The organism is Bacillus sp. AY3-1 (genome assembly GCF_008368785.1).
Lineage (GTDB): Bacteria > Bacillota > Bacilli > Bacillales > Bacillaceae_G > Bacillus_A > Bacillus_A wiedmannii.
In genome coordinates this window covers 62,456-84,320 of record NZ_QORZ01000020.1, presented here as the reverse complement: position 1 = coordinate 84,320, position 21,865 = coordinate 62,456, and the positions used below count along the sequence as shown (strand labels likewise).

The window sequence follows — 21,865 nt, the reverse complement described above, 5'->3', positions numbered from 1 at the left end:
ATGAAAAAAGTAAATCCTTTACTTATTCTGACACTCGCAATAGGTGTGTTCGGAATTATTACTACCGAGATGGGTATTGTCGGCGTATTACCACAAATCACTGAAAAATTCGGAATTTCAACTACACAAGCTGGATTTTTAGTAAGTATATTTGCACTAGTTGTTGCTATTTCTGGTCCATTTTTAATTCTGCTCGTCTCTAGTATTAATCGCAAAATAATTTTATTAACAGCAATTTTCATATTTGTTATTTCAAATTTAATCTACGCTTATACAACGCAATTTGAAATCATGCTTATTTTTCGTATTTTACCGGCAGCGCTTCATCCACTCTTCTTTTCGATCGCTCTTGTAACAGCTGCTAAACTTGTCCCTCCAGAAAAGAGCGGTCAAGCAGTTACAAAAGTTTTCATGGGAATTACTGTTGGTTTCGCTTTAGGTGTACCACTAACCTCTTACCTTGCAGACCAATTTTCACTCGAAATGGCTTTCTTATTCGGAGCATTCGTTAACACTGTTGCATTCATTGGAATACTACTCCTACTTCCTTCTATGCCTGTTAAAGAAAAAATGTCTTTCGGCAAACAAATTCGTATACTCGGCAAACCAGGATTATGGTTAAATATTTTAACCGTCACATTCCTTTTTGCAGCCATGTTTTCCGTATACAGCTACTTCGCTGAGTACCTTGCAAAAGTAACTTCCATGAATGGATCTCTCATCAGTATCATGCTATTCATATTTGGTATAGTTATGATTTTAGGTAATCATTTATTTGGTGGTCTCCTACAAAAAAGCATAATAAACACTGTAATAGCATTCCCTATTCTATATTCTATTGTTTACATATTGGTTTATTATTTAGGTTCCTACCTTGTTCCAATGATTTTTATAGTATTCGTTTGGGGAATCGTACATGCTGGTGGATTAATTGTTGGTCAAACATGGTTAATAAGTGAAGCTAAAGAAGCACCTGAATTTGGTAACAGTCTATTCGTTTCGTTCTCAAATCTCGGAATTACTTTAGGAACCACTATTGGAGGCTGGTTCATTTCAAACTTAGGTATTCACCAACTTATTTGGAGCGGATTTATATTCACACTACTCTCATTTCTATTAATTATAATAAAACTAAAATTTTTCAATTCTAATAGCCAGGCTGCATTATCAAGCTAGTACATTTTCAGTTCCAAATTCGATAAAAAACATTATAAATTCTTCTTATAAGATTTTATTAACTAAAAAGTATAATGCTCAAAGCCTTTAGCCATAATTACGACTAAAGGCTTTTTTGTATATAAAAATAATTCTAAAAGGAGCTAATTTTATGGAACATAATCAAAATGGAGTACTTGCTTTAATTGTTTTGTTTTTAGGATTAGTGTTTTTTGTTAGTGGAATGGTTTATCATTTATGGGGTTCTTTTTAATGGTATGATTGTAATCACTCATAAAGTGAAACTTTAATCAGTGGGGGTTTTCTTCATCCCCCACCTAAATTCTTTGCTTTCGCTAAATTTTGAGGTGGGGGTCTTACTGCCCATTAAAGCGGGATAAAAACCCTCAAGTATATCGTTCCTTTATTAATTTCAACGTTTAGACAGATACATAATTCCAAAACTAAAACGTGTACTGTAATTATCGATATGGAATATTTCCAAAAACAACTTAACATGGTAAAATAATATTCGGACGGGAGTCCAATATTATTAAAATTAAGATGGTTCAAGTCGGAGAAAGGCACCTTAGGGTGTCTTTTCTTTATTTTCAAAAGGACCTGCTCAATTATTGTGTGAAAAACATAAAGTAAGTTGAATCCATTAAAATACATGAGTGACCCCTTGTTTTCCCCTCTTATTAAAGGAGGAACTATTATGGGATTTGGTGGTAGTTGTAGTAGTAATTGTGGCGGCGGCTTTGCTTTACTAGTTGTATTGTTTATTTTATTAATCATTGTTGGAGCTTCTTGCTTCTGCTAAAAAACTATCGGAAAAGACACTCTTATATGGGTGTCTTTTCTTTGTAATAAAAAGCTCTCTATAAAGGAAAGTTTTTAGGCTTTTACATTCAAATCATCCAAATTAGTTATTTACACAGCACTTTATTCCTTCGCATCCCTCATACTGTAATAACCCAAATTAATAATAATTAAGAAATACCCACCCATAATTCCAGCTGCAAATGTCCACATGTACTCACGGTGTTCAATTTCATACATAATAATCGCACCGAGTATGGCGGCTGCAAACCGATTCATCATGCCAAGCATTGGTGCTTTTTCTTTTTTTACGATGCTATCTCCGAACTTTTCGATACGCCTTCCTAAAATCCAGGCGCAGTACATACTTACTAAAAGGCCAATGCTTATCCCTACAAACTGGGCTGAGAAAGGTGTCATCAACCATCCCAATAACATCACGCCTAGCAAACAATATATTTGTATGTTGAATGATCTTAATGCGATACGAATCATGTTATTCTCCTTATCTTTCCTATTAACCCCATCTTTCGGACTTCAAGCTTTCCGATATATCCTTTTTAAAATGGGGGAATTTGATTTTGCTCACCATTAAATAAGCGAGTACGCATGTGCCAAATGCCACGGAAACTGGGTTATTTAGGAGGCATAAAATAAGAAGACACATTGCCGCAAATGGAATAGGCATCCCTATAAATGTTGGGAGTTTGCTTTGTTGCGTGTTAAATCTAGCAAGCCGAAGCATTCCGCAAATACTATACGCGAGTGCACATAGCATCCCGATAGACTGCAAATCTTTTAACGAGGCACTATATGCAAGAATAGACGGTGCCACACCAAAGGTCACTAAATCCGCAAATGAATCTAGTTCTCCGCCCATTTCCGAAACAGCATCAAGTTTCCGAGCAACCATGCCATCAAATAGATCAAATACCATCCCTGTAATAATGAACATAACTGCACCATACATATCGTGAACGAAAACAGCGTGAATAGCCAAAAGCCCACACACAAAATTTGCTATCGTAATCATATTTGGTATGTAACTCATAACACGCTTCTCCTCCTTTCTACTCATTACAATCAAGAGCCTTCTGTTTCTCTTCCAATATCACTTTATTTATTTTCGTTAACGTATCAGTCATTTGCTCTAAAGCATTTATATCGATTTTAGAAAAGTATTTCTCAATTAATACATCATCTAACTCAGACAACCGCTCTATATACTTACTACCGTTTGGGCCAAGTGTAAGGAAATACTCCCGTTTATTGTTAGGATTAACTTGTTTCGAAATCATCTTCTGCTTTTCCAACTTCGATAAAACTTGGCTCACAGCACTTTTCGATATATTAAAAGTAGTCGCAATGTGATTTGCTGTCGTGTTTTCATTTAAATTAATATGAAATAGCATACTCTCTTGCTGCCCAGTAAGACCAAACTCATCCTTTAAATCTTGAAATAGTAAAATGTAAAATTCATTATAAGCTCGATTCATTTCATTAATTACTTCTTTATACGATCTAGTCATAGCGTTCTTCCTCCATGCTGTTATTTCATTTTTAATAGTTAAGTTCACTTAACTTAACTATATTATATCGTTATGTTTGTGTAAAGGGAAATCTATCTCTATACATTCCTATAACACGGAATAAAGTATGCCCTTTGCCTTTTCCACTGCTTTTAATAGATCAAATTCAGAATGATACATCTATCATTCTGAATAAATAAACATAATCATTACAAAAATTCCATATAGACCCATTACTGGTTAAAATGTTATAATGAAATTACCCTACATAGTTACTCATATTCCGATTGAGGAACTAGCGTCTTATTAAGCAATGCGCATAACTCAAATAAAAAAGACACTTTTTACAGTGTCTTTTTTATTTATATTCTATTCGTAAGGATTCTCTCTTTTACACACAAAATCTATTACATGACAAAGGAGACCATCAAATGGAACATCCTGTTGCAAAAGAACTACGTTTCATACGTATATGCCTCATCATCTTGATCATTGTCATCGCGTTTTGGGATCGTGAGAAAACTGTGGAAATCACTGACCACGGTAGCGATCCTAACGTAAACACGAGCAATATGACCCCAGTTGGCGATAATACATTTGCCTATAAAGACGAATCGAATCAAATTAAAATATTTAAGTTTGACCCGGATACAAATGAAATAAAATTAATAAAAGAATTTTATGCTAACGAATATTAATTACATAAAGTGAAACTTTAATCAGTGGGGGTTTTCTTCATCCCCCACTGATTATTAGTTGAACCAATCGGACTTTTATGGGCAGCCCGACCCCCACCTAAATTCTTTGCTTTCGCTGAATTTTGAGGTGGGGGTCTTACTGCCCATTAAAGCGGGATAAAGGCACCTTAAGATGTCTTTTTTATTTTCAAAAGGACCTGCTCACGTTTATGCGTCAAAACATAAAGTAAATAGAATCCGTTAAAAAACACGAGTGACCCTTTGTTTTCCCCTCTTATTAAAGGAGGAACTATTATGGGATTTGGTGGTAGTTGCGGCGGAAGCTGCGGTTTTTCTGGAGGATTTGCACTATTAGTTGTATTGTTTATTTTATTAATCATCGTTGGAGCTTCTTGCTTCTGCTAAACAAACTATCGGAAAAGACACTCTTATACGGGTGTCTTTTCTTTGTAAACTAAAAAAGTATGAGAATCCGATCCTTTAGCCATAATTACGACTAAAGGCTTTTTGTATATAACTCAAAAAGGAGCTGACTGTATGGAACATAATAAAAATGGAATGCTTGCTTTAATTGTTTTGTTTGTAGGACTAGCATTTTTTGTTTTCGGTATGGTTTATCATTTATGGGGAACGGTGTGAACTACCCACCACTTAGTATCTCTTACGAGCCTACTTGAAGTGGGGGCTTCTCGGTTCATCGCTACTTTTGACAGCTAACGAATTTGTCCTAGGACAGCCGAGCTAACTCCCTTGTTCCAAAGGTTATTTTGTTACTATTTATACCAACACTAATAAGCGGATGGCTTCCTTTTTGATATTGATCGCTGCATTATAATCACGGCCAATTATGAGTCCACACAAACACGCATACGTGCGTTCACATAATGGCATTTCTTTTTTATTTCCACAATTACTACACATCTTTGTAGAAGGAAACCATTTATCTATTTTTACAATCTGTTTTCCTTGTTCTTGTAGCTTATATGCTAAAAATGTCGTAAACATCCTCCAACCGTTGTCCGCTACACTTTTACCAAAGCGAAGTGCTCGTGACATACCTTTCATATGTAAGTCTTCGATTGCTACAACGTCAAAACTCGTAGCTAATTCTTTAGACTTATGATGAAGAAAATTTTTACGTTGATTGGTGACCTTTTCATGCAACTTCGCTACACGAATGCGTTGTTTATTCCAGCGTTCTGAACCTTTCACACATCTTGCTAACACTCGCTGTGCCTTTGCTAATCTATCTAACATCTGACGATAAAAGCGAGGATAATTGGCTTTCTCATCTTCGCTACTCACGTACAATTCAGCCATTGCGAAGTCTAATCCAACTACACGTTCTACTTCTTTTGGTGTGATTTCTTTTTCATATTCGGTCAAAATAGACACGTAATACTTACCAGTTGGTGTCCTCGAAATTGTGCACGATTTGATGATATGGTTTTGCGGTATCTCTCTATGTTGCTTCAGTTTCACCATTTTCAATTTCGGTAATTTGATATAACCATGAAATAACATAATATTTCCATTTACTCGATTCATTGTATAGGATTTTCTACTCTTTTTGCTTTTGAATGTTGGAAAATCATTTTGACCACTAAAAAAATTCTTATACGCAGTTTGCAAATTTAATTGCGCGTTGGCCAACGCTAAGGAATCGACTTCTTTCAACCATTCATACTCCATTTTGTATTTCGCAGGAGTAGGGAATTTTTGTTTCTTCAGTTCTTCCTTATTCGCTTTGTGTTTTTCATATGCTTCTTTTCGTTCAGCCAGCATTTTATTATATACAAATCGTACGCAGCCGAATGTTTTACGTATGAGATGTGCTTGTTCTTCTGTTGGATACAGACGAAATTTGTAAGCCTTATTCTGCTTTGCCATATCCATTCACCCCATTTTCCGCTTCATTTCCCATAAGCTATGACGGTGATCACACAACCTGAACACTACAAAATTATTATCTACTTTCATTGTTATACCAAACTTTACCTCTTATAAGAATAATTATATCAAAGGCGAAATAAATAGGAAAACCAAATGTTTGGCTACGCCAAACCGAAATTCATCTCCCACCTGCCGCTAGACTATCGTCTTTCACACGCCTGAGGAAGGAGACTTCTTTCGGATAATACGTTAAAAATAAATAGTAATCCATTTAGAAGAAATTCAGACGCAATATCCTGAACTTCTTCTCATTAAGCACCAATAATCATTTACCTAGTTATGAAACCCCTCATTATGCTTCAGGGGTTTCCGCTTTAAAACAATTATAAAAAAAGGCCCCATCAATGGGGCGCTCAAAAAATAATATAAGTAAATGAATGAAAACAAATAACAGACAACTAAAATATATAAGATTAACATCATAAAATCTGTATATATGCAAAGTTACATGAAATTATTTATTATTACATGCTATACTAAAACAGGAGTCGACAATCGTTATTTTCTTCTTATTTTTAAAGCAATATGGATATACCTTCTTAACTCATTTGGATTGTACAAGTAAAAGAAGACATCTTACTAGATGTCTTCTTTTCTTATATTTTTATGAATTCCTTTGAGCAGATGCTCTCCAAGCACGAAAAGATGTTGGGTGTCCAGAATGAGCTCTTTGCTTTGCAGCAGCAACAGCTGGTTTTTCTTCAATAGTCGTTGGTTTCTCTTCCACAATCGCTGATTTTTCTTCAAGAGTAGTCACAGCAGTTTGTATTTTTTCCAACTGCTCTTTTAAAGCTTGCTGTTCAATCTTTAAATCCGTAAGTAATCGTAAAATCATTTCAGAATTGGCCATAAAGATCCTCCTTCCCCCAATACACAGAATAAAATACAATATGTCATCAGCATACTACCGGTGACAAAAATAAGGTCGTCAACTCTTTTAAAATCTAAGCACTTTTTATTTTTCAAAAGGACCTGCTCAAGTTTATCCGTAAAAACATAAAGTAAATTAAATCCATTAATTAAATGGTCTTTATGGAAGGAGGAGTTAATATGGGATATGGCGGTAGTTGTGGTGGAGGCTGTGGTTTCGGCGGCGGATTCGCTTTACTTGTTGTGCTCTTTATCTTATTAATCATCGTAGGAGCTAGTTGTTGGGGCGGCGGATTCGGCTGCTAATAAGAGGCACTCTTGAGAGTGTCTTTTTTTTGTGTTTTTGGATGTACAACCCTTCTCATTGGTAGTTTATCAACGTTACTAGTTACTGTCATAAAGAAATCGTATCCTTGTAATTCCCCCTCGAAATTCGCACATTTTAAAATTGACATAGCACTTTATGCACCATATACTGTTAACAACAGTATACTGTCAATAACAGTATAAATTCTAATTCATTCAAGGAGGTATATCCATGAAACATACAGGAAGACATACAGGTGCATTTCTTTTGTTATTTTTGGCAGAAGGTGATAACTATGGCGGGCAATTATTGCAAAAGTGCGAGGAAGAACTTCCAGTCAATCCAATCGATAGCGCCATTTTATATCGTACGCTAAAGAAATTAGAAAACGAAGGTGCGATTGAATCTTACGTAAGTACAGATCATCAAGACAAACCGAGAAAGATGTACAAAATTACACCTGCTGGAGAGGAACAATTGACAGATTTCCAAATGGATATTGAAGAAAAAATGAAGAACTTATCCTTTTTCATAGACAAATATAAAGACTTAAAGGAATCCGATCATGATTAACGGCGTGATTCTTTACACTTTAGCCATTATTTTTACGGGGCTTTCTTTTATGAAGGATCGTACGAAAACGAAAAATGCTCTAATGAAATCATGGAAAATGTTTCGCAATCTTCTACCTGCAATGCTTTCCATCATGCTTTTCGTTGGCTTATCGCTTTCTATATTAACGCCGTCTTTCATCTCTTCCATCATTGGAGAACAGTCTGGATTGTTAGGTATTATGTATTCAGCAATACTCGGCTCTGTTGCACTTATTCCAAGCTTCGTCGTATTTCCACTCGGCAATACATTAGTCCAACACGGCGCAGGCCTTCCTCAAGTTGCGACACTTATGTCTACACTCATGTCAGTAGGGCTTACAACATTACCGATGGAACAAAAGATATTCGGGCGAAGCTTTGCTTACGCACGTAATGCATCTGCATTACTCATGTCCCTCTTATTCTCTTATATCATTTGGGTGGTGATGGTATGAAGGAACTAAAAAAATATCGCTTCTTTTTCATTTTATTACTGGGGCTCTTTGTATTAACTTTTATTAATCAATCTTTAGGATGGAACGCATTACAATTAACAGGGAATAGCATTTTAGATATGTTGTTTCTACTCCCCCCTGTCCTAATATTTGTAGGATTACTTGATCAATGGGTGAAGAAAGAAACGCTCATGAAATATATGGGCGAAAAATCCGGTATATACGGAATCTTATTCTCTCTATTATTAGGCGGCATTGCAGCTGGTCCTCTCTACGTTGCCTTCCCAATTGCAGCACTACTCTTACAAAAAGGCGCAAGCATTCGGTACATCGTATTTTTCTTAGGCGTTTGGACAACTGCGAAATTGCCAATTCTCGTGTATGAATTCTCTTCATTTGGAGCTACTTTTACACTCATTCATATTGGTTTCGGGCTAGTATTCTTCTATATTATGGGGCTTCTTTTTGAGAGGTTTTATAATCAGGGGCAGTTGCTTCGGTATGATGTTACGGAGGAAATGTAATCAAATTGACCATAAAATAGGAATATGATATATTTTCGGTAGAGTGCTATATAAGTATGACATCAAATAAAATGGCATATAATAAAAGAAGAGATGCGCTAACATCTCTTCCCTAACTGCTACCGTATAGGGTGGTAGTTATTATAAGTTATTTCTTTTTACGAAACCCACCCTTCTGCTTCCTACGGCGCGGAGTGGGTTTTTTGTTGTCCTTATCTAGAAGTTGCTTCCGCAAAAAATACGCTGAAACTTCGCGCACAGTCGCTTTGACAAACTCTTTTACAAGGTCAAACAAAAAGTCCATATTATCACCTCCTTTCCTTCCAAATAGAAAGAAGGGATAACCACCCACCCTCACAATACGCAGTTGAATTTATTTTATCAAATAATTGTAAAGATATTATGTAAACAAATGAAATTTCTTCGTTTGGAACTACTTTTACACTTATTCATATTTGTTTGGTTTAGTATTCTTCTATGTAATGGAGCTTACTTTTGAGAGGTTTTATAATCAGGGAGAGTTGCTTCAGTATGATGTTACGGAGGAAATGTAAGATTAACAAACATTTGATAACAGATGCAGAAGATCGAACTGTCATTGTAGAAAAAGATAAAACAACATGTTCCCCCTTTAACTACATCGGTGACGCCCCAGATCGCTATATTATTGAAGCGTCTTTAATTTCTACTAACTAAAAAGAAGATGTCACCTTATAACTATGTGACACCTCCTTTTTATTTTAGAAACATTACCATCACCTTACTTCGATACAGTATGATAAATGTACAATACAGAAAATTCCATATTTTGTATCATGCTATTTTTCGGAGGTGATTACCTTGAGTAAAAACGTGAATTTACTTCTTCAAATAGTAATTGGAATTATCATTATGATCGCACCTATTCTCATTACAGGGACTATGTATGATGTCACTAAAACGATGGGTGACTTATTAGTTGCAGAACTTATTATAAGAACACTTTCCCTCATTATTGGACTTTTAGTTATTAGTAAGGCTTTGCATCGTTATTCTCAATAGTTCTTCTTACTAAAAAACAGACAACACATACACCACATTTTCCTCGGCTGTTTAAACTATTATTACGAAAGAAATATAAAAAGACATCTTTAATCGTAAAGATGTCTTTTTATATAAACCTTAATTTTCGTTCTGTAAAACCCCCTTTACTTCTACTCCCTTTTTCTCTTCTTTTAAGAATAGCGATACGATAAAAGCAACAACAATAAAGATTAACCCTAGTGTAAATGCACTTTGGAATCCTGAAGTTAAACCGTTTAACTTCTCCACTGGATCCATTGGATTTGCGGAGCTTTCCATATACTGAGTTGTTCCTGAAGACATTTTTGAAATAAAGATAGCCGTACCAATTGCGCCAGCTACTTGTTGCAACGTACTAAATAGTGCTGTTCCGTGCGGATATAAATCTGTTGTTAATTGATTTAACCCATATGTTTGTGCTGTCATGACAAACATGAGTCCAACCATTAATACGCTATGCATAACAATAATTTGTACCATTGATGTATCAGGAGTAATGCCTTTAAATAAGAACATTGCTATCCCTACTAACACAATACCAGGAACGATAATAACTTTCGGACTAAATTTATCAAATAGTTTACCTGCGATTGGTCCCATTATGGCGCTAATAATACTTCCCGGAAGCATGATGATTCCTGATTTAAAAGCTGTAACGAGTAAAACTGTTTGCAGGAACATCGGTAATAAAGTCATCGTTGAAAATAGCGACATCATCACAATCACGATTAATCCAACCGATATTGTAAACATCGGAACTTTAAACGCGCGTAATTCTAAAATTGGATTCTCAATTTTCAATTGTCGAACGACAAAAATACATAATGAGATAAGCCCAACAATTAAAGTGCCATACACTTTCGCATCAGACCATCCTAAATCACCTGATGCACTAAAGCTATACACAAACCCGCCAAATCCTAATGTCGATAAAAGGATAGATGGATAATCTACTTTTGGCCTTGTTAACTCTGAAACATTTTGAATGTACTTCATCCCAATCATAATGGAAATGATCACGATAGGAATAACAATATAGAATAACCATCGCCAATTTAATGAATCCACAATTACTCCAGATAATGTAGGGCCAATTGCTGGAGCGGACATCATCACAAGTGCGATTAATCCCATTGTGGCACCACGTTTTTCTGGCGGACAAATAAGTAAAATCGTATTCATTAATAACGGTGAAATTAACCCCGTCGCTACAGCTTGGACGATACGGCCAACTAATAAAATAGAAAATGTCGGTGCAAATCCCGCAATTAATGTACCGACTAAAAACGTTACCATAGCGATCAAAAACATTTGTCTCGTTGTGAGCCATTGCTGAAGTAACGCTGTAATCGGGACTAAAACACCAACCACTAACATGTAAGCTGTAGAAAGCCATTGAATCGTTGAAGCCGTTACGCCAAATTCTTTCATTAATACAGTTAACGCATTACCAAGTAACGTTTCGTTTAATAATGCAACCATTGCCCCTAAAAGTAATGCAATTAAAATCGGGGTATGTTTCATATTAGAAGTATCAACTTTGCCACTTACAGGGCTCTTAGTTGTCATATCCATTTGCAAATTCTCCTCCTATTTCTTACTTAAAAAGCTTTAAATAAACCCAAACACATGTAATATAATATACATATGTAGATTAAAAAGGGAGAATCAATTTTCAGCCATTGTATATTTAATCTACAAAAAAGGAGAATTGTAGATGAATGATAATGAAAAACAACTTGATTTACGTATTAGACGTACACATAAATTATTGTGGGATTCCTTATTTGAATTAATGACGCAATCAAAACAGAAATATAGTTCCATCACGATTAACCAAATTTGTGACCTTGCGATGGTACACCGAACAACCTTTTATAAACATTTTGAAGATAAAGATGCTTTATTAGCATTTGGATTTAAACGATACAGCAAGATAATTGCTGAAATACCGGTTTCAGATCGATTAAGCAAACCATTTCAAGTAATGGAACAATTTCTACATCATGAAGAAATCGGTAAAATATTAGAGACGCAAATGTCTGATGAACAATTTATTAGCCGTACACAGTATTTAAGTCACGAAACGAGAAAACAAGAAATAGAAGCGTTAAATCAACTTTGCAAAGACCATACGATGCCAAATGATTTAATCATTGAATTTTATTCAGGGGCAATCACCTCATTAAGCACGTGGTGGTTTAAAAATGAAAGAAAAGTTTCTGCTGCTGAAATGGATAGGTATCTCCACCAACTTATTAACCGGGATATTTTTCAGTTTGAAGAGGAATAACTTCCCCATCAAAAAAAGGCTGTTTTATAACCAGCCTTTTTTTTGATGAAATAAAACGTCGATAAATTTAAGTTACAAATATTCAGAATTAATATTAAAATATAAAAATGGGGATAGGGGTATGGGATTATAAAGTGAAACTTTAATCAGTGGGGTTTTGTTCATCCCCCACTGATTATCAGCCCTCACCAATCGGGCTTTTACGGGCAGTTAATCTCCCACCTAACTTCTTTGCTCCAGCCGAATTTTGAGGTGGGAGTCTTACTGCCCGTTAATGCGGGGTAAAATTTATACATAACGAGGGAATAGAAATGAAACTACAATTAAAAGCGGATTTAGGGCTACTACTAGTTACATTCTTTTGGGGTGCATCCATCTTACTGACAAAGGTTGGACTCGAAGGCATAGAAGAATATAATTTAATCGCATTACGATTTATTATCGCCTTTCTTTTATCAGGTTTAATATTTTACAAACATTTATTCAAAATCGATTTTAAAACTGTAAAATATGCATTTATACTCGCTTCTGTTTTATTCATCGTTTACATTTTTGCGACTTTCGGCACAAAGTATACGAGTGTTTCTAACGCCGGTTTCTTACTATGTCTCACAGTCATTTTCATTCCGATCTTATCAGCTATATTTTTAAAACACATTCCAGAAAAGAAAGTTATAGTAGGAATCATTTTAACGATAATAGGAATCGGCTTATTAACATTAACGAGCGAATTCAAGATCAGTAACGGCGATATATTTTGCATACTGTCTGCCTTATTTTATGCCATTCACGTCATCATTACTGGCAGCGTAACAAAACATGTGAACTCCATTGCACTTGGAGTCATCCAGCTCGGTTTCGTCGGCCTATTTAGTCTTATTTTTTCATTCATTATCGAAACGCCAAAACTACCTAGCACAACCAACTCATGGCTAATCATCCTAGCCTTAAGCATATTTTGCACCGCAGTTGCATTCATCGTGCAAGTTATCGCCCAGCAGTACACAACGCCTACACATACAGGCCTTATCTTCTCATTAGAACCTGTCTTTTCCGCAGGCTTCGCCTTCGTCTTCACAGGTGAAACACTCACAGGAAAAGGATACTTAGGCGCGACACTTATATTAGTGAGTGTGTTGATTGCTGAGGTGGATTTTAAGGGGGCGTTGCGAGTTAATTATAAGAAGAATATGGAATAGTTATTTCACTAAAGTACATAAACATACCCCGAAAATATTCGTTTATATTATTTTCACCCTCTTACCTTAATTTTTTTAGATGCTACCTTCAAATAAAGTAGCATCTAAAATATTTATGTAGTCTGCATAGTTAACCTTTTCTACATTACTTACTGCACATAGTCATACAGATTTTTCGCTAACAATAAACAAGTTACTGTAATGAAAAGAGCACGAACATACCCGCTTCCTTTTTTTATAGCAAATTTGGAGCCAACAATCCCTCCAGCAATTTGAGCAATCCCCATTATAAAACCATACGCATAGTTTACTTGCCCTACACACATAAACATCAACAACGCACCAACATTACTTCCTAAATTAAGAAGCTTCGCATTACCTGCTGCTTTTAAAAAATCATACCCAATAAATAAAAGAGCAAACATTAAAAACGAACCTGTGCCAGGTCCTAGAAATCCATCATAAAAACCAATAGCAAAAATAAAAAAGGTAAAAATAATGACGTGTCGACCAGATAATTTCTTATGAGTAGAAATACTACCCCAATCCTTTTTGAATATCGTATAAATAGCAACCGCACCAAGCATAATCAGCATCAATGGCTTCAGTACTTCTGGGTTCATTAAATGAACGGTCCATGCCCCTATTATGGAACCTATGAAAGTGAGTGGAACTAATTTAAACGCCGATTTCAAATCAAGATTACCAGAACGATAAAACACAATATTACTAGTTGCACACCCCATTGTCGACGCTAGTTTATTCGTAGCTACCGCACTTGCTGGATTCAGCCCTGTAAATAATAAAGCGGGTAAGGCGATCAGTCCACCGCCACCTACAACTGAATCAATAAATGCAGCTAAAAATCCAAAAGCAATCAAAATAATTAATACTGATGGGTCTAAAGAAAACTCCATACTATTACCCCCCTTTTAGTCACTATCAGAATAGTAACTAATAATTTGCTAAATGTAAACAGTTATTGTAACGTTGAAATATAAAAGCAAACATCGGAGGACAAAAAAAGTGGACTACATAGTACAACAGCTTAAAAAAATTGGTTTTAATGAATATGAAGCTAAATCTTATGTATCTCTTGTTAAACAGGGGCCTGTCACAGCCTATCAAGTGAGTAAGGATTCAGGTATCCCAAGAGCACGAATTTATGAGATTTTAGGTAACCTTGTAGAAAAAGGCATTGTCATGAAGGAAGAAATAAATGACACCACTCGCTATTCACCTCTACCTGTTGAAATCTTTTTACAGAAGGCTCAATCAGAATGGCAGTCTACTTATGAAGGAATCAGTGACTCATTAAAAAAACTAGAAACTTCCGAGGAAAAAACGGATAATCGAGTGATTACTTTAAAAGACAACAAAACAATCATTAGCTATTGTCAGGCATTAATAAAAAAAGCAGAACAACGTATTGTCATTTCAATGTGGGATGAGATGTATGAAGCGTTAAAAGAGGAACTATCTGAGGTAGCTGATAAAGTTTCAGTACAAGGTATTACCTTACATGTTGAAAATCCAATTAAAAATCTAGAAGCCCATCGTATCACACCCTATACAGAAACTCTGTCTACAGAACATTGGTTTATTTTATCGATAGATTCTAAAGAGATGATTTATGGACCATCACTTGAAGAGCGTAATGTTGCTTTTTATACAGATGATCCGGTTCATATATACTTACTAGAGGATTATGTATGGCATGATGTTTTAGTAAATCGACTTGTCCGACGTAGCCAAGACGACTTGGAGCAATGGATTACTACAGAGAGACGATCCTTTTTTATGGGAAAATAATTTTCCAATCCCTACACCAGTATTTATCTAAACGATACTGGTGTTTTAATTTCGAAAAACTCCCCCCTCCAACTCTCTCACCATATTTTTTGTCTTGGATATTAGCCGGAGTGAATTTGACGAATACAATTATACGTTATATGGTAGAAAAGGAAATAACAGAGAAAAAGAGGGGTATTTATGAAAAAGATTAAAGTCATATTCACACTCGCCACATCACTACTACTTTTACAAGGTTATAATAACACTCCGAGTAAAGCAAATGAAAACACGAATTCTACTACTGAATTACAGACTGTACAAAAGGAAAAAGACTCTCTAGAAAAAGCAAATAAAGAATTAACAAAAAAAACTTGCTGATTTAGAATCGAAAGCAGATAAAGAGCAAAAGACATATGAGTTAGATAAAAAATTAGCACAAAAAATCTATAGCATTTACACAGGTTCTCCTTGGGACAATAGTCTTGAAGATGCAGGGTGGGAATTTAAGAAAAACTCCAACACAAAAGGTACAATCTCCACAAATCGCGGCGGCGGACAAGTCATACAAATACTTTCAAATTACGCCATTATGTTTGAAGTTGGCGGTTTAGATACACCAACTATAAGTAACCTTAAAATTATTGATTTGAATACTGAAAAAGTAATGAATGAATATCCGGTTCAAAATGCGAATGATAGTAAAGAAAATAATAAAGAAGAAACTACAAAATCATCCTCAAAGGTTGATAAAGAGAAATTGAAGAAGCAGTTGACTGATAAAACTTTTGTTGCTCCTTCAACAATGGAAGAAGGCGCTTTTAGATTTTCAGAAATCGAAGCTGGAATGAAAACTTACTTGATTTCAAGTAAAGAAAACCCACAGGATTTTGAATTAGAGCATCTGGATGATCCTACAGATGAAGGAATGAGTTTATTTCTTTTAAGAAAAGATAGCCATAATGGAAATATGTTTGTTGCTGGTTACTACGCTGTAGATAAAAATGGTTATGTTTATGAATATGATTTCGCTAAAGAAAAAGCGAAAGATACTCCTTTAACAAATTTATATATTGAAGCGCAATTAAGTTAAGAGGACTAGGAAACTAGTCTTTTTGGCTATTTCTAAGCATTATTCAGGATTAAATTGTTTTGATTTAATTCTAAATAATAAGAAAAATAACACCCACCCCCTTCAAAATCAATTATAATTATATAGATAAATAGATTGAAGTATGTATTAACGATAGAAGGAAAGTGGGTATCATATTGGTAAATAAAAAATTTTATCTTTTAGATCCAAAAGGTGTCGAGTTAAAAAAGAACTCCATAGATTTCCGCTATAATATTCAAACAACATTATCTTCTATCCATAACTTAAGAAAAGCAGAGAGAAAAATCTATAATAAAGGCAATGTTGCAGTAGCCCAATTTATTTTCAATGACTTTATCCAAACATTATACTCCCACAGTCAAATTGACTACCTTACAGATCCTTATTTACACTATGCAAAAGAAGATAATTTATTTGCCTCATCATGTGCTATTTTACGTAAAGACAAAATATTTACCACCTTGGAACTTAGCTCTAAGGACTCCTTACTTCCATATGATAGATATGTGGATACAGAAGCGAAACTTTTGGAACAAATACGTTTTCTTGCAGATACTTTTAAGCCAACTAAAGGAATTGTAAATTTATTTACTGAGCTACATCCTTGCACAAGCTGTAAAAATGTTATAGATCAATTCGAAAAGAGATATAATGGAAATATAACATTGAACTTATTCCACGAAAAATAACATAAAAGGTGGTGTTCCAAATAATGAATGAAAATGAAAATAAGTATACAGAGTTAGTTGAATTCACCAACATACTATTCCATAAATTCCATGAAGTTCAGGGCGCCAAACTACGAGATACTTTTGGCAGAATCCTTCAAGAATTACGCGAAGATACAAATGCAGATCCACTTGCGAAATTCGTTGTATATAACCGTTTATATGAACTAGCCATAGATAAAACAAACTTTGAATTAGTAAAAGTTTTAACAGAAGAATTAGCACTACTTCAAACCGAGCTTCAAAGAGTTCCACCAGTTAATAAACATTTACAAGAACAAATCAAAAAATTTGCGTATTTAACCTAATAAAAATAGCCGACTTTAGTCGGCTATTTTTATTACATGAATCTATGCAGACACTACCACTTTTTCTTTACGAAAGATTCCCATTAACCCACCGATTAATAGCAGAACTGAAGGTAAAATATAAATGAAAGAAATACAAATAAATCCTCCAATTGCAGCGATTGTCATCATAGCCCCGCCAACTTTTGCTTTGCTTTTTACCATAACTGATCCAACGATACCCACAACCGATAAAGCAACTGCTGCCCAGCCTAAACCTATAACATCACTTGCTCCTTCTGCCTCCATAGCAGAAGCGACTCCTCCAATAAATAAAGCAATAAATGCACATAAAATACCGAAAATACCACCAATAAGTCCTAATACAAATTCTGTTGTACGTTTCATTTTGAATCCCCTATCCTTCCTTTATTTCATTCCCATTTGTGCTTTACTCGTAGCAAGTTTTTGTCCATCTTTTTCAGTAAATGTAACATTAAAGTTCGCTCCAAGGTCACCATTAATATTTTTTGTCCAGCTAGCAATAATCATTTTAACATCCCCAGCTTGAGACTCCGCTTTATTATCCGGCTCTCCAAACTTTGCGACCACATCTTCATATTTCTCACCACCCGCACCAGTTAAAGAATCACCTACTTTAATAGCTTCTACGTCAGCTGCTGTAATTTTCTTTTTACTTTCTGTATTCTCTTTCTTTGCCTCTTGCTTCGGCACGTCTTTTTTCTCATTAGAAGCTTCCTTAGTAGAATCGTCACATGCCACTAAACTTAATGCTACAGCACTACCCAAAACCAATCCCCCGATTTTTTTTAACATTTTCATTGCCTCCTATTAAGTATGATGTAAGATTACCAAGCCCATCTTAGCAAAGGACTCATCCAGAATTTGTCATATTCTGTCGTAGATAATAAAAAAGAGCAATGCTGAGCATTACTCCATTAACTGCTTATCTTATCTATTCCACATCCGCATCATCCAAACGAATATGCGCTACCTCTCCCTCTCCACAAACCGCCCAAACTCCTTCAAAAACCTCAATTTTAAACTCCCCACAGGCCCATTCCGATGCTTCGCCACATGAATTTCCGTCATCTCTTTCTGCACCGTTTCCTTATCATAATAATCCTCTCGATACATAAGCATAATGACATCCGCATCTTGCTCAATTTGTCCTGTCTCTCTTAAATCAGATAAAAGAGGGCGCTTATCTTGCCTTGCTTCTACCGAACGAGACAATTGCGACAACGCTACTACACAAACATTTAATTCACGTGCTAATACTTTAAGCTTACGAGAAATTTCACTAATCTCTTGAAATCGATTGCCCTTATGCTTCGGATCACCCGTAATAAGCTGCAAGTAATCTACAATAACTAAAACCTTCTTATCACCGTGCTTCCTCTTTAACTTACGAGTTTGCATCCAAATATCTTGCACCGAAATGCCTGCGTTATCGTAAATCTCAAATGGTAATTCCCCGATCTCCGCAAACGCCTTACTCACCTTTTCCCAGTCCTCTATCGCAAAACGGTGCTTCGGATTTTTCAGCCTACCTCCTGATACTTCCCCTACGCAAGACGCCATCCTTTTCAACAATTGCTTACTACTCATCTCTAACGAAAACAATCCAACCGCCGCTCCAGACTTCGCCGCATGCAGTCCTACATTTAACGCAAACGCAGTCTTCCCCATAGAAGGACGCGCACCAAGAACGACAAAATCACCCTCCTGCAATCCGCACGTCATTTTATTTAACGATGTATAACCAGTCTCAATACCCGTAATCTCTTTCGCATCTTGATGCAGCTCTTCATATAAATCAACTAACGCATCCTTCAAATCAAACTCACATACACAGTCCTTCTCCTCTAACTCACAAAGTGCCGTAATCGTCTCACCAATAATTTTCTCACTCTTCTCCGCAATAAGACGCTCTCCCATCTTGTGCCCGAGAACACCCGCCTGATACATTTTCCAGGCACCTCGAACAAGCCCCTCATAATAAGAGAAATTGGCAGTTGTAGGCACCCCATCCATTAACCCTATAAAATACTCCATTCCCCCGATCCCCTCTAAAAACTTCGGATCTACCCTAGAAATGAACGTCACAAGATCAATCGGTTGCCCCTCTTCTTCCATTTTTCGCATTAACTGAAATATAGACTTATGCACTGACAGAGAAAAATACTGCTCCGTCAAACGGCACTCCTTAATAAGCTCTCCATCAAGTAATAGAGAACCTAACACCGTCTTTTCCGCCTCCACATTTTGAATACTCATGGACGCCACCCGCGCTCCGCTAAAAAGCGCTGCAACTCTTCCTCAGACGGCGCATTCTTCTCCCACTCCTCACACCTCGCCAAAAACTCCTCCGTCTCCCCCGTACTAACAGACGACTCCTTCTTCCTAAAGCTCGCCGTATCCGCCTCAACCTCAGAAACTTTCGTAAATCCTTTCCCGTGCCACCCTCTCAAAATGCCCTTCACATAAGCAACCGTCCGCTTATTATTCTCAAACGCAATTTGGAGAGCCTTCAGCACAAGCTCCTCTGACAAATCTTCCATCCACGCACTCAGTTCCTCTACAGTATGCGGGGACAAACTACCGAAATGTTGCTCATAAAAAGAAAACACGCGACTCCCCGTTTCTTCCTCTATAACCTCTTCTTCCTCTGTCTCCTCGCAAACTGGCTCAACATCATCCACAGCCAAATCACTCGGCATACCGAAATGCGCTAAAAGCATCGGAACATTCAGCTCCTCCTCTACGCACTTCTGAAGAAACATATGTACAAACTCCTTATTCTTCACACCCTTAAGCTCCCGAAGCACACACTTCTCCACATTTGTATTCGTCACCGGATTATAACGAAGCCAATTCAAAACGAATAACTCCCGTGTATCCGCATCATAAAGAATCTTCCCATAATCAATAAAGCGCTGCACAAGCTTATCAACAGTCTCCCGATTATAACCCGTCTCCATCTCAGCTAACCGCTTCGGAAAAGGAAAAATCCCACACTGCGTCGTCTTCGAACAAGTCAACAAATACACATAAAAATACCGCTCCTCCGGCGTCAAATCCAAAACAAAATCATCCTGCCAAAAATTTACCTGCACAGTACGATACACCGCCATCCTAATTCCTCCCGTCCTAATTCAAAAATGAAAATTTCCTCTTTGTACTATATATAGGAAGGAGGGCTGGGTTTTTGGCGTGTTATTTCAAATTTTTTTCGACTCCTACTACGGTGTTTGTTGGTGTTTTTGTTTTGTTATGTTTTTTCTTAGTGATTTATTACTTGGTAGGGGCTTGCAAGGGGCTTATGAGGGGCTAGTTGTCGGTTACTTCGATTAGGAAGACTCGATTTGAAAAGCCGCCTCGTTCTTCTGCTTTCTTTTTACGGATGTTGTTTATTTCTTCTAGTGTTGTGCCTTCGTGTTCGGCTAGGGCGTTGATTAGTTCTAGGAGGTCGGATAGTTCTTCGAGTTTATGTTCTTTTGTGTCTGCTTCTAGATATTCGGTTAGTTCTTCTTGTGTTTTTTTGCAGAGTTCTTTTATGTATTCTTCTTCGGGTAGGATTCTAGTTGTGGGTGTTTTTCCGTTGGATTTTATTATTTGTGGGATTTTGTTTCGGATTAGTTTGTTGTAGGTTGGCATGGAATTTCCCTCCGTTGGTTTTTCTTCTATTATAATGGAAAAGCAGTTTAACTAGTTGTTAAACTGCTGGATTGCTTCTTTTATATAGTTTTCTTCTTCGGTTGTGAAGAGGGTTGGGAATTCAGATAGTGGGAGGTTTGATTTTTGGATTATATCCTCTATATCACTTTGAGGTGTATCAAGATAGTTCATCACCTCTTCTATTAAATTGAAAAATTCCTTCAAGGTAACTTGAACGGCATGGTGACAAGGGGTCCTCTCTTCTTCCTTATACTTTTTCAACTTCCCTATCACATCCATAAATCGCCGATCAAACTCTTCTTTTAATTCCTTATTATTATAAAAACCTTGAACACTCTCTTTTGAAAAATGTTCCTCTAACCATTCCTTATTTTCTTTCTCCCATATGAAAGTTTGCAAAAAAGAAGAAAACAAAGCAACATCCACTCGTTCTTCCTTTTGAAACTTCTTCGTCATCTCATCCATATGCGTAAGCACCCTTCGCAATTCTTTCTTGCTCTGCCAAAAGCAATTCCCTTTGAAAATGCATTTGCCTTAAAAATTCTTCTGTCTCTATATCACGCTGCAATATAATATTTTGAATTTCCCCAAGCGAAAAACCGAGATGCTTAAACGATTGAATTTGCTGCAGCACATACAAATCATCTTTCGTATATAACCGATGTCTGCCTTCAGTATAATCACTCGGCTTTAATAAATTAATCTTGTCATAATAACGAAGCGTCCGCACCGTAACATCCCCAACACTTGCAAACTCACTAATCATCCAAGCCATATCATCAC

Annotated in this window: 29 protein-coding genes and 3 pseudogenes; 18 read left to right on the top strand and 14 right to left on the bottom strand. The window is 36.2% G+C overall.

The genetic code is table 11. From position 1 onward, the window contains the following. Positions 1-1,176, top strand: coding sequence for an MFS transporter (locus tag DN389_RS21540; protein WP_149237606.1), 1,176 nt, complete (start codon positions 1-3; stop codon positions 1,174-1,176). Between the two features lie 697 nt (positions 1,177-1,873). Beyond that, positions 1,874-1,978 carry a YjcZ family sporulation protein gene (locus tag DN389_RS21535; protein WP_075310385.1) on the top strand — a complete coding sequence of 35 codons (105 nt, stop codon included), beginning with the start codon at positions 1,874-1,876 and terminating at the stop codon, positions 1,976-1,978. Between the two features lie 122 nt (positions 1,979-2,100). On the opposite strand, the gene DN389_RS21530 is transcribed toward DN389_RS21535, so the two are convergent. Genes DN389_RS21530 through DN389_RS21520 form a run of 3 tightly spaced genes read right to left on the bottom strand, consistent with a single transcriptional unit; the run spans position 2,101 to position 3,506 of the window. After that, the gene (locus DN389_RS21530; protein ID WP_149237605.1) at positions 2,101-2,472 is read right to left on the bottom strand and encodes an ATP synthase subunit I; all 372 of its coding nucleotides are present in this window, start codon (positions 2,470-2,472) and stop codon (positions 2,101-2,103) included. Between the two features lie 22 nt (positions 2,473-2,494). Then, positions 2,495-3,028 carry a CDP-diacylglycerol--serine O-phosphatidyltransferase gene (gene pssA, locus DN389_RS21525; protein ID WP_149237604.1) on the bottom strand — a complete coding sequence of 178 codons (534 nt, stop codon included), beginning with the start codon at positions 3,026-3,028 and terminating at the stop codon, positions 2,495-2,497. A gap of 19 nt (positions 3,029-3,047) precedes the next feature. Further along, positions 3,048-3,506 (bottom strand): MarR family winged helix-turn-helix transcriptional regulator, encoded by a 459-nt coding sequence (locus DN389_RS21520; protein WP_097858062.1) that lies wholly within the window; start codon positions 3,504-3,506, stop codon positions 3,048-3,050. A 431-nt stretch (positions 3,507-3,937) separates the two neighbouring features. Here DN389_RS21520 and DN389_RS21515 point away from each other — a divergent pair, with 431 nt between their 5' ends. Both DN389_RS21515 and DN389_RS21510 read left to right on the top strand, forming a co-directional pair. Beyond that, on the top strand, positions 3,938-4,204 hold the full coding sequence (locus tag DN389_RS21515; protein WP_097858061.1) for a YmzC family protein: 267 nt from the start codon (positions 3,938-3,940) through the stop codon (positions 4,202-4,204). Between the two features lie 294 nt (positions 4,205-4,498). Further along, positions 4,499-4,609 carry a YjcZ family sporulation protein gene (locus DN389_RS21510; RefSeq protein WP_000505686.1) on the top strand — a complete coding sequence of 37 codons (111 nt, stop codon included), beginning with the start codon at positions 4,499-4,501 and terminating at the stop codon, positions 4,607-4,609. A 372-nt stretch (positions 4,610-4,981) separates the two neighbouring features. Here the strand turns inward: DN389_RS21510 and DN389_RS21505 are convergent, their stop codons facing one another. Next, the gene (locus DN389_RS21505) at positions 4,982-6,094 is read right to left on the bottom strand and encodes an RNA-guided endonuclease TnpB family protein (RefSeq protein WP_149237603.1); all 1,113 of its coding nucleotides are present in this window, start codon (positions 6,092-6,094) and stop codon (positions 4,982-4,984) included. A 667-nt stretch (positions 6,095-6,761) separates the two neighbouring features. After that, positions 6,762-7,007 carry a hypothetical protein gene (locus tag DN389_RS21500; RefSeq protein ID WP_046957167.1) on the bottom strand — a complete coding sequence of 82 codons (246 nt, stop codon included), beginning with the start codon at positions 7,005-7,007 and terminating at the stop codon, positions 6,762-6,764. A gap of 200 nt (positions 7,008-7,207) precedes the next feature. Between DN389_RS21500 and DN389_RS21495 the strand changes: the two genes are divergently transcribed. The 4 genes from DN389_RS21495 to DN389_RS21480 all read left to right on the top strand — a co-directional run bounded on the left by DN389_RS21495 (position 7,208) and on the right by DN389_RS21480 (position 8,906). After that, complete coding sequence (locus DN389_RS21495; RefSeq protein ID WP_000540377.1) at positions 7,208-7,333, top strand: YjcZ family sporulation protein; 126 nt, start codon at positions 7,208-7,210, stop codon at positions 7,331-7,333. A 232-nt stretch (positions 7,334-7,565) separates the two neighbouring features. Next, complete coding sequence (locus tag DN389_RS21490) at positions 7,566-7,907, top strand: PadR family transcriptional regulator (RefSeq protein WP_149237602.1); 342 nt, start codon at positions 7,566-7,568, stop codon at positions 7,905-7,907. Then, positions 7,900-8,382 (top strand): hypothetical protein, encoded by a 483-nt coding sequence (locus DN389_RS21485; protein WP_088080499.1) that lies wholly within the window; start codon positions 7,900-7,902, stop codon positions 8,380-8,382. Before DN389_RS21490 ends, DN389_RS21485 begins: the two co-directional genes overlap by 8 nt. Beyond that, positions 8,379-8,906 (top strand): permease, encoded by a 528-nt coding sequence (locus DN389_RS21480; RefSeq protein WP_142343645.1) that lies wholly within the window; start codon positions 8,379-8,381, stop codon positions 8,904-8,906. The genes DN389_RS21485 and DN389_RS21480 overlap by 4 nt, the downstream gene beginning before the upstream one ends. 148 nt (positions 8,907-9,054) lie before the next feature. Here the strand turns inward: DN389_RS21480 and DN389_RS28515 are convergent, their stop codons facing one another. Continuing rightward, on the bottom strand, positions 9,055-9,210 hold the full coding sequence (locus DN389_RS28515) for a hypothetical protein (RefSeq protein ID WP_000346676.1): 156 nt from the start codon (positions 9,208-9,210) through the stop codon (positions 9,055-9,057). Positions 9,211-9,320: 110 nt separating this feature from the next. Here DN389_RS28515 and DN389_RS29350 point away from each other — a divergent pair. The 3 genes and pseudogenes from DN389_RS29350 to DN389_RS21470 form a co-directional block, all read left to right on the top strand. Further along, a pseudogene (locus DN389_RS29350) lies at positions 9,321-9,460 on the top strand (permease); the annotation flags it as partial. Beyond that, a pseudogene (locus DN389_RS21475) lies at positions 9,459-9,602 on the top strand (class D sortase); the annotation flags it as partial. The pseudogenes DN389_RS29350 and DN389_RS21475, both read left to right, overlap by 2 nt. Before the next feature lie 144 nt (positions 9,603-9,746). Further along, the gene (locus DN389_RS21470) at positions 9,747-9,947 is read left to right on the top strand and encodes a hypothetical protein (protein WP_000042278.1); all 201 of its coding nucleotides are present in this window, start codon (positions 9,747-9,749) and stop codon (positions 9,945-9,947) included. A gap of 120 nt (positions 9,948-10,067) precedes the next feature. Here the strand turns inward: DN389_RS21470 and DN389_RS21465 are convergent, their stop codons facing one another. After that, positions 10,068-11,543, bottom strand: coding sequence for an MDR family MFS transporter (locus DN389_RS21465; RefSeq protein ID WP_149237601.1), 1,476 nt, complete (start codon positions 11,541-11,543; stop codon positions 10,068-10,070). Positions 11,544-11,685: 142 nt separating this feature from the next. Between DN389_RS21465 and DN389_RS21460 the strand changes: the two genes are divergently transcribed. Further along, complete coding sequence (locus DN389_RS21460) at positions 11,686-12,261, top strand: TetR/AcrR family transcriptional regulator (RefSeq protein WP_149237600.1); 576 nt, start codon at positions 11,686-11,688, stop codon at positions 12,259-12,261. Positions 12,262-12,572: 311 nt separating this feature from the next. Continuing rightward, on the top strand, positions 12,573-13,460 hold the full coding sequence (locus DN389_RS21450) for a DMT family transporter (RefSeq protein ID WP_098189566.1): 888 nt from the start codon (positions 12,573-12,575) through the stop codon (positions 13,458-13,460). A gap of 149 nt (positions 13,461-13,609) precedes the next feature. Here the strand turns inward: DN389_RS21450 and DN389_RS21445 are convergent, their stop codons facing one another. Further along, complete coding sequence (locus DN389_RS21445) at positions 13,610-14,377, bottom strand: TSUP family transporter (RefSeq protein ID WP_088080504.1); 768 nt, start codon at positions 14,375-14,377, stop codon at positions 13,610-13,612. 109 nt (positions 14,378-14,486) lie between these two features. On the opposite strand from DN389_RS21445, the gene DN389_RS21440 reads away from it, so the two are divergent. The 5 genes from DN389_RS21440 (at position 14,487) to DN389_RS21425 (ending at position 17,401) form a co-directional block, all read left to right on the top strand. Next, entirely contained in the window at positions 14,487-15,272 is a 786-nt protein-coding gene (locus tag DN389_RS21440; protein WP_098189565.1) for a TrmB family transcriptional regulator, read from the top strand. A gap of 180 nt (positions 15,273-15,452) precedes the next feature. Next, positions 15,453-15,632 (top strand): hypothetical protein, encoded by a 180-nt coding sequence (locus tag DN389_RS28910; RefSeq protein WP_255450828.1) that lies wholly within the window; start codon positions 15,453-15,455, stop codon positions 15,630-15,632. Positions 15,633-15,843: 211 nt separating this feature from the next. Continuing rightward, positions 15,844-16,344 (top strand): hypothetical protein, encoded by a 501-nt coding sequence (locus DN389_RS28905; protein ID WP_255450827.1) that lies wholly within the window; start codon positions 15,844-15,846, stop codon positions 16,342-16,344. Between the two features lie 176 nt (positions 16,345-16,520). Further along, positions 16,521-17,054, top strand: a complete 534-nt coding sequence (locus tag DN389_RS21430; RefSeq protein WP_223261345.1) for a deaminase domain-containing protein — start codon at positions 16,521-16,523, stop codon at positions 17,052-17,054. A 23-nt stretch (positions 17,055-17,077) separates the two neighbouring features. Continuing rightward, on the top strand, positions 17,078-17,401 hold the full coding sequence (locus DN389_RS21425; RefSeq protein WP_001004763.1) for a hypothetical protein: 324 nt from the start codon (positions 17,078-17,080) through the stop codon (positions 17,399-17,401). A 42-nt stretch (positions 17,402-17,443) separates the two neighbouring features. On the opposite strand, the gene DN389_RS21420 is transcribed toward DN389_RS21425, so the two are convergent. The 6 genes and pseudogenes from DN389_RS21420 to DN389_RS21395 form a co-directional block, all read right to left on the bottom strand. Then, on the bottom strand, positions 17,444-17,788 hold the full coding sequence (locus DN389_RS21420; RefSeq protein ID WP_149237599.1) for a DUF4064 domain-containing protein: 345 nt from the start codon (positions 17,786-17,788) through the stop codon (positions 17,444-17,446). Between the two features lie 21 nt (positions 17,789-17,809). After that, entirely contained in the window at positions 17,810-18,217 is a 408-nt protein-coding gene (locus DN389_RS21415) for a DUF3862 domain-containing protein (RefSeq protein ID WP_097858049.1), read from the bottom strand. 174 nt (positions 18,218-18,391) lie between these two features. Continuing rightward, the gene (dnaB, locus tag DN389_RS21410) at positions 18,392-19,681 is read right to left on the bottom strand and encodes a replicative DNA helicase (protein ID WP_149237598.1); all 1,290 of its coding nucleotides are present in this window, start codon (positions 19,679-19,681) and stop codon (positions 18,392-18,394) included. Next, the gene (locus tag DN389_RS21405; protein ID WP_149237597.1) at positions 19,678-20,538 is read right to left on the bottom strand and encodes a DnaD domain-containing protein; all 861 of its coding nucleotides are present in this window, start codon (positions 20,536-20,538) and stop codon (positions 19,678-19,680) included. The genes dnaB and DN389_RS21405 overlap by 4 nt, the downstream gene beginning before the upstream one ends. Positions 20,539-20,734: 196 nt before the next feature. Further along, positions 20,735-21,061: a nucleoside triphosphate pyrophosphohydrolase gene (locus DN389_RS21400; protein WP_149237596.1), complete on the bottom strand. Its 327-nt coding sequence runs from the start codon at positions 21,059-21,061 to the stop codon at positions 20,735-20,737. 51 nt (positions 21,062-21,112) lie between these two features. Continuing rightward, positions 21,113-21,857 (bottom strand): annotated as a pseudogene (locus DN389_RS21395) (MerR family transcriptional regulator). Between the last annotated feature and the right edge of the window lie 8 nt (positions 21,858-21,865).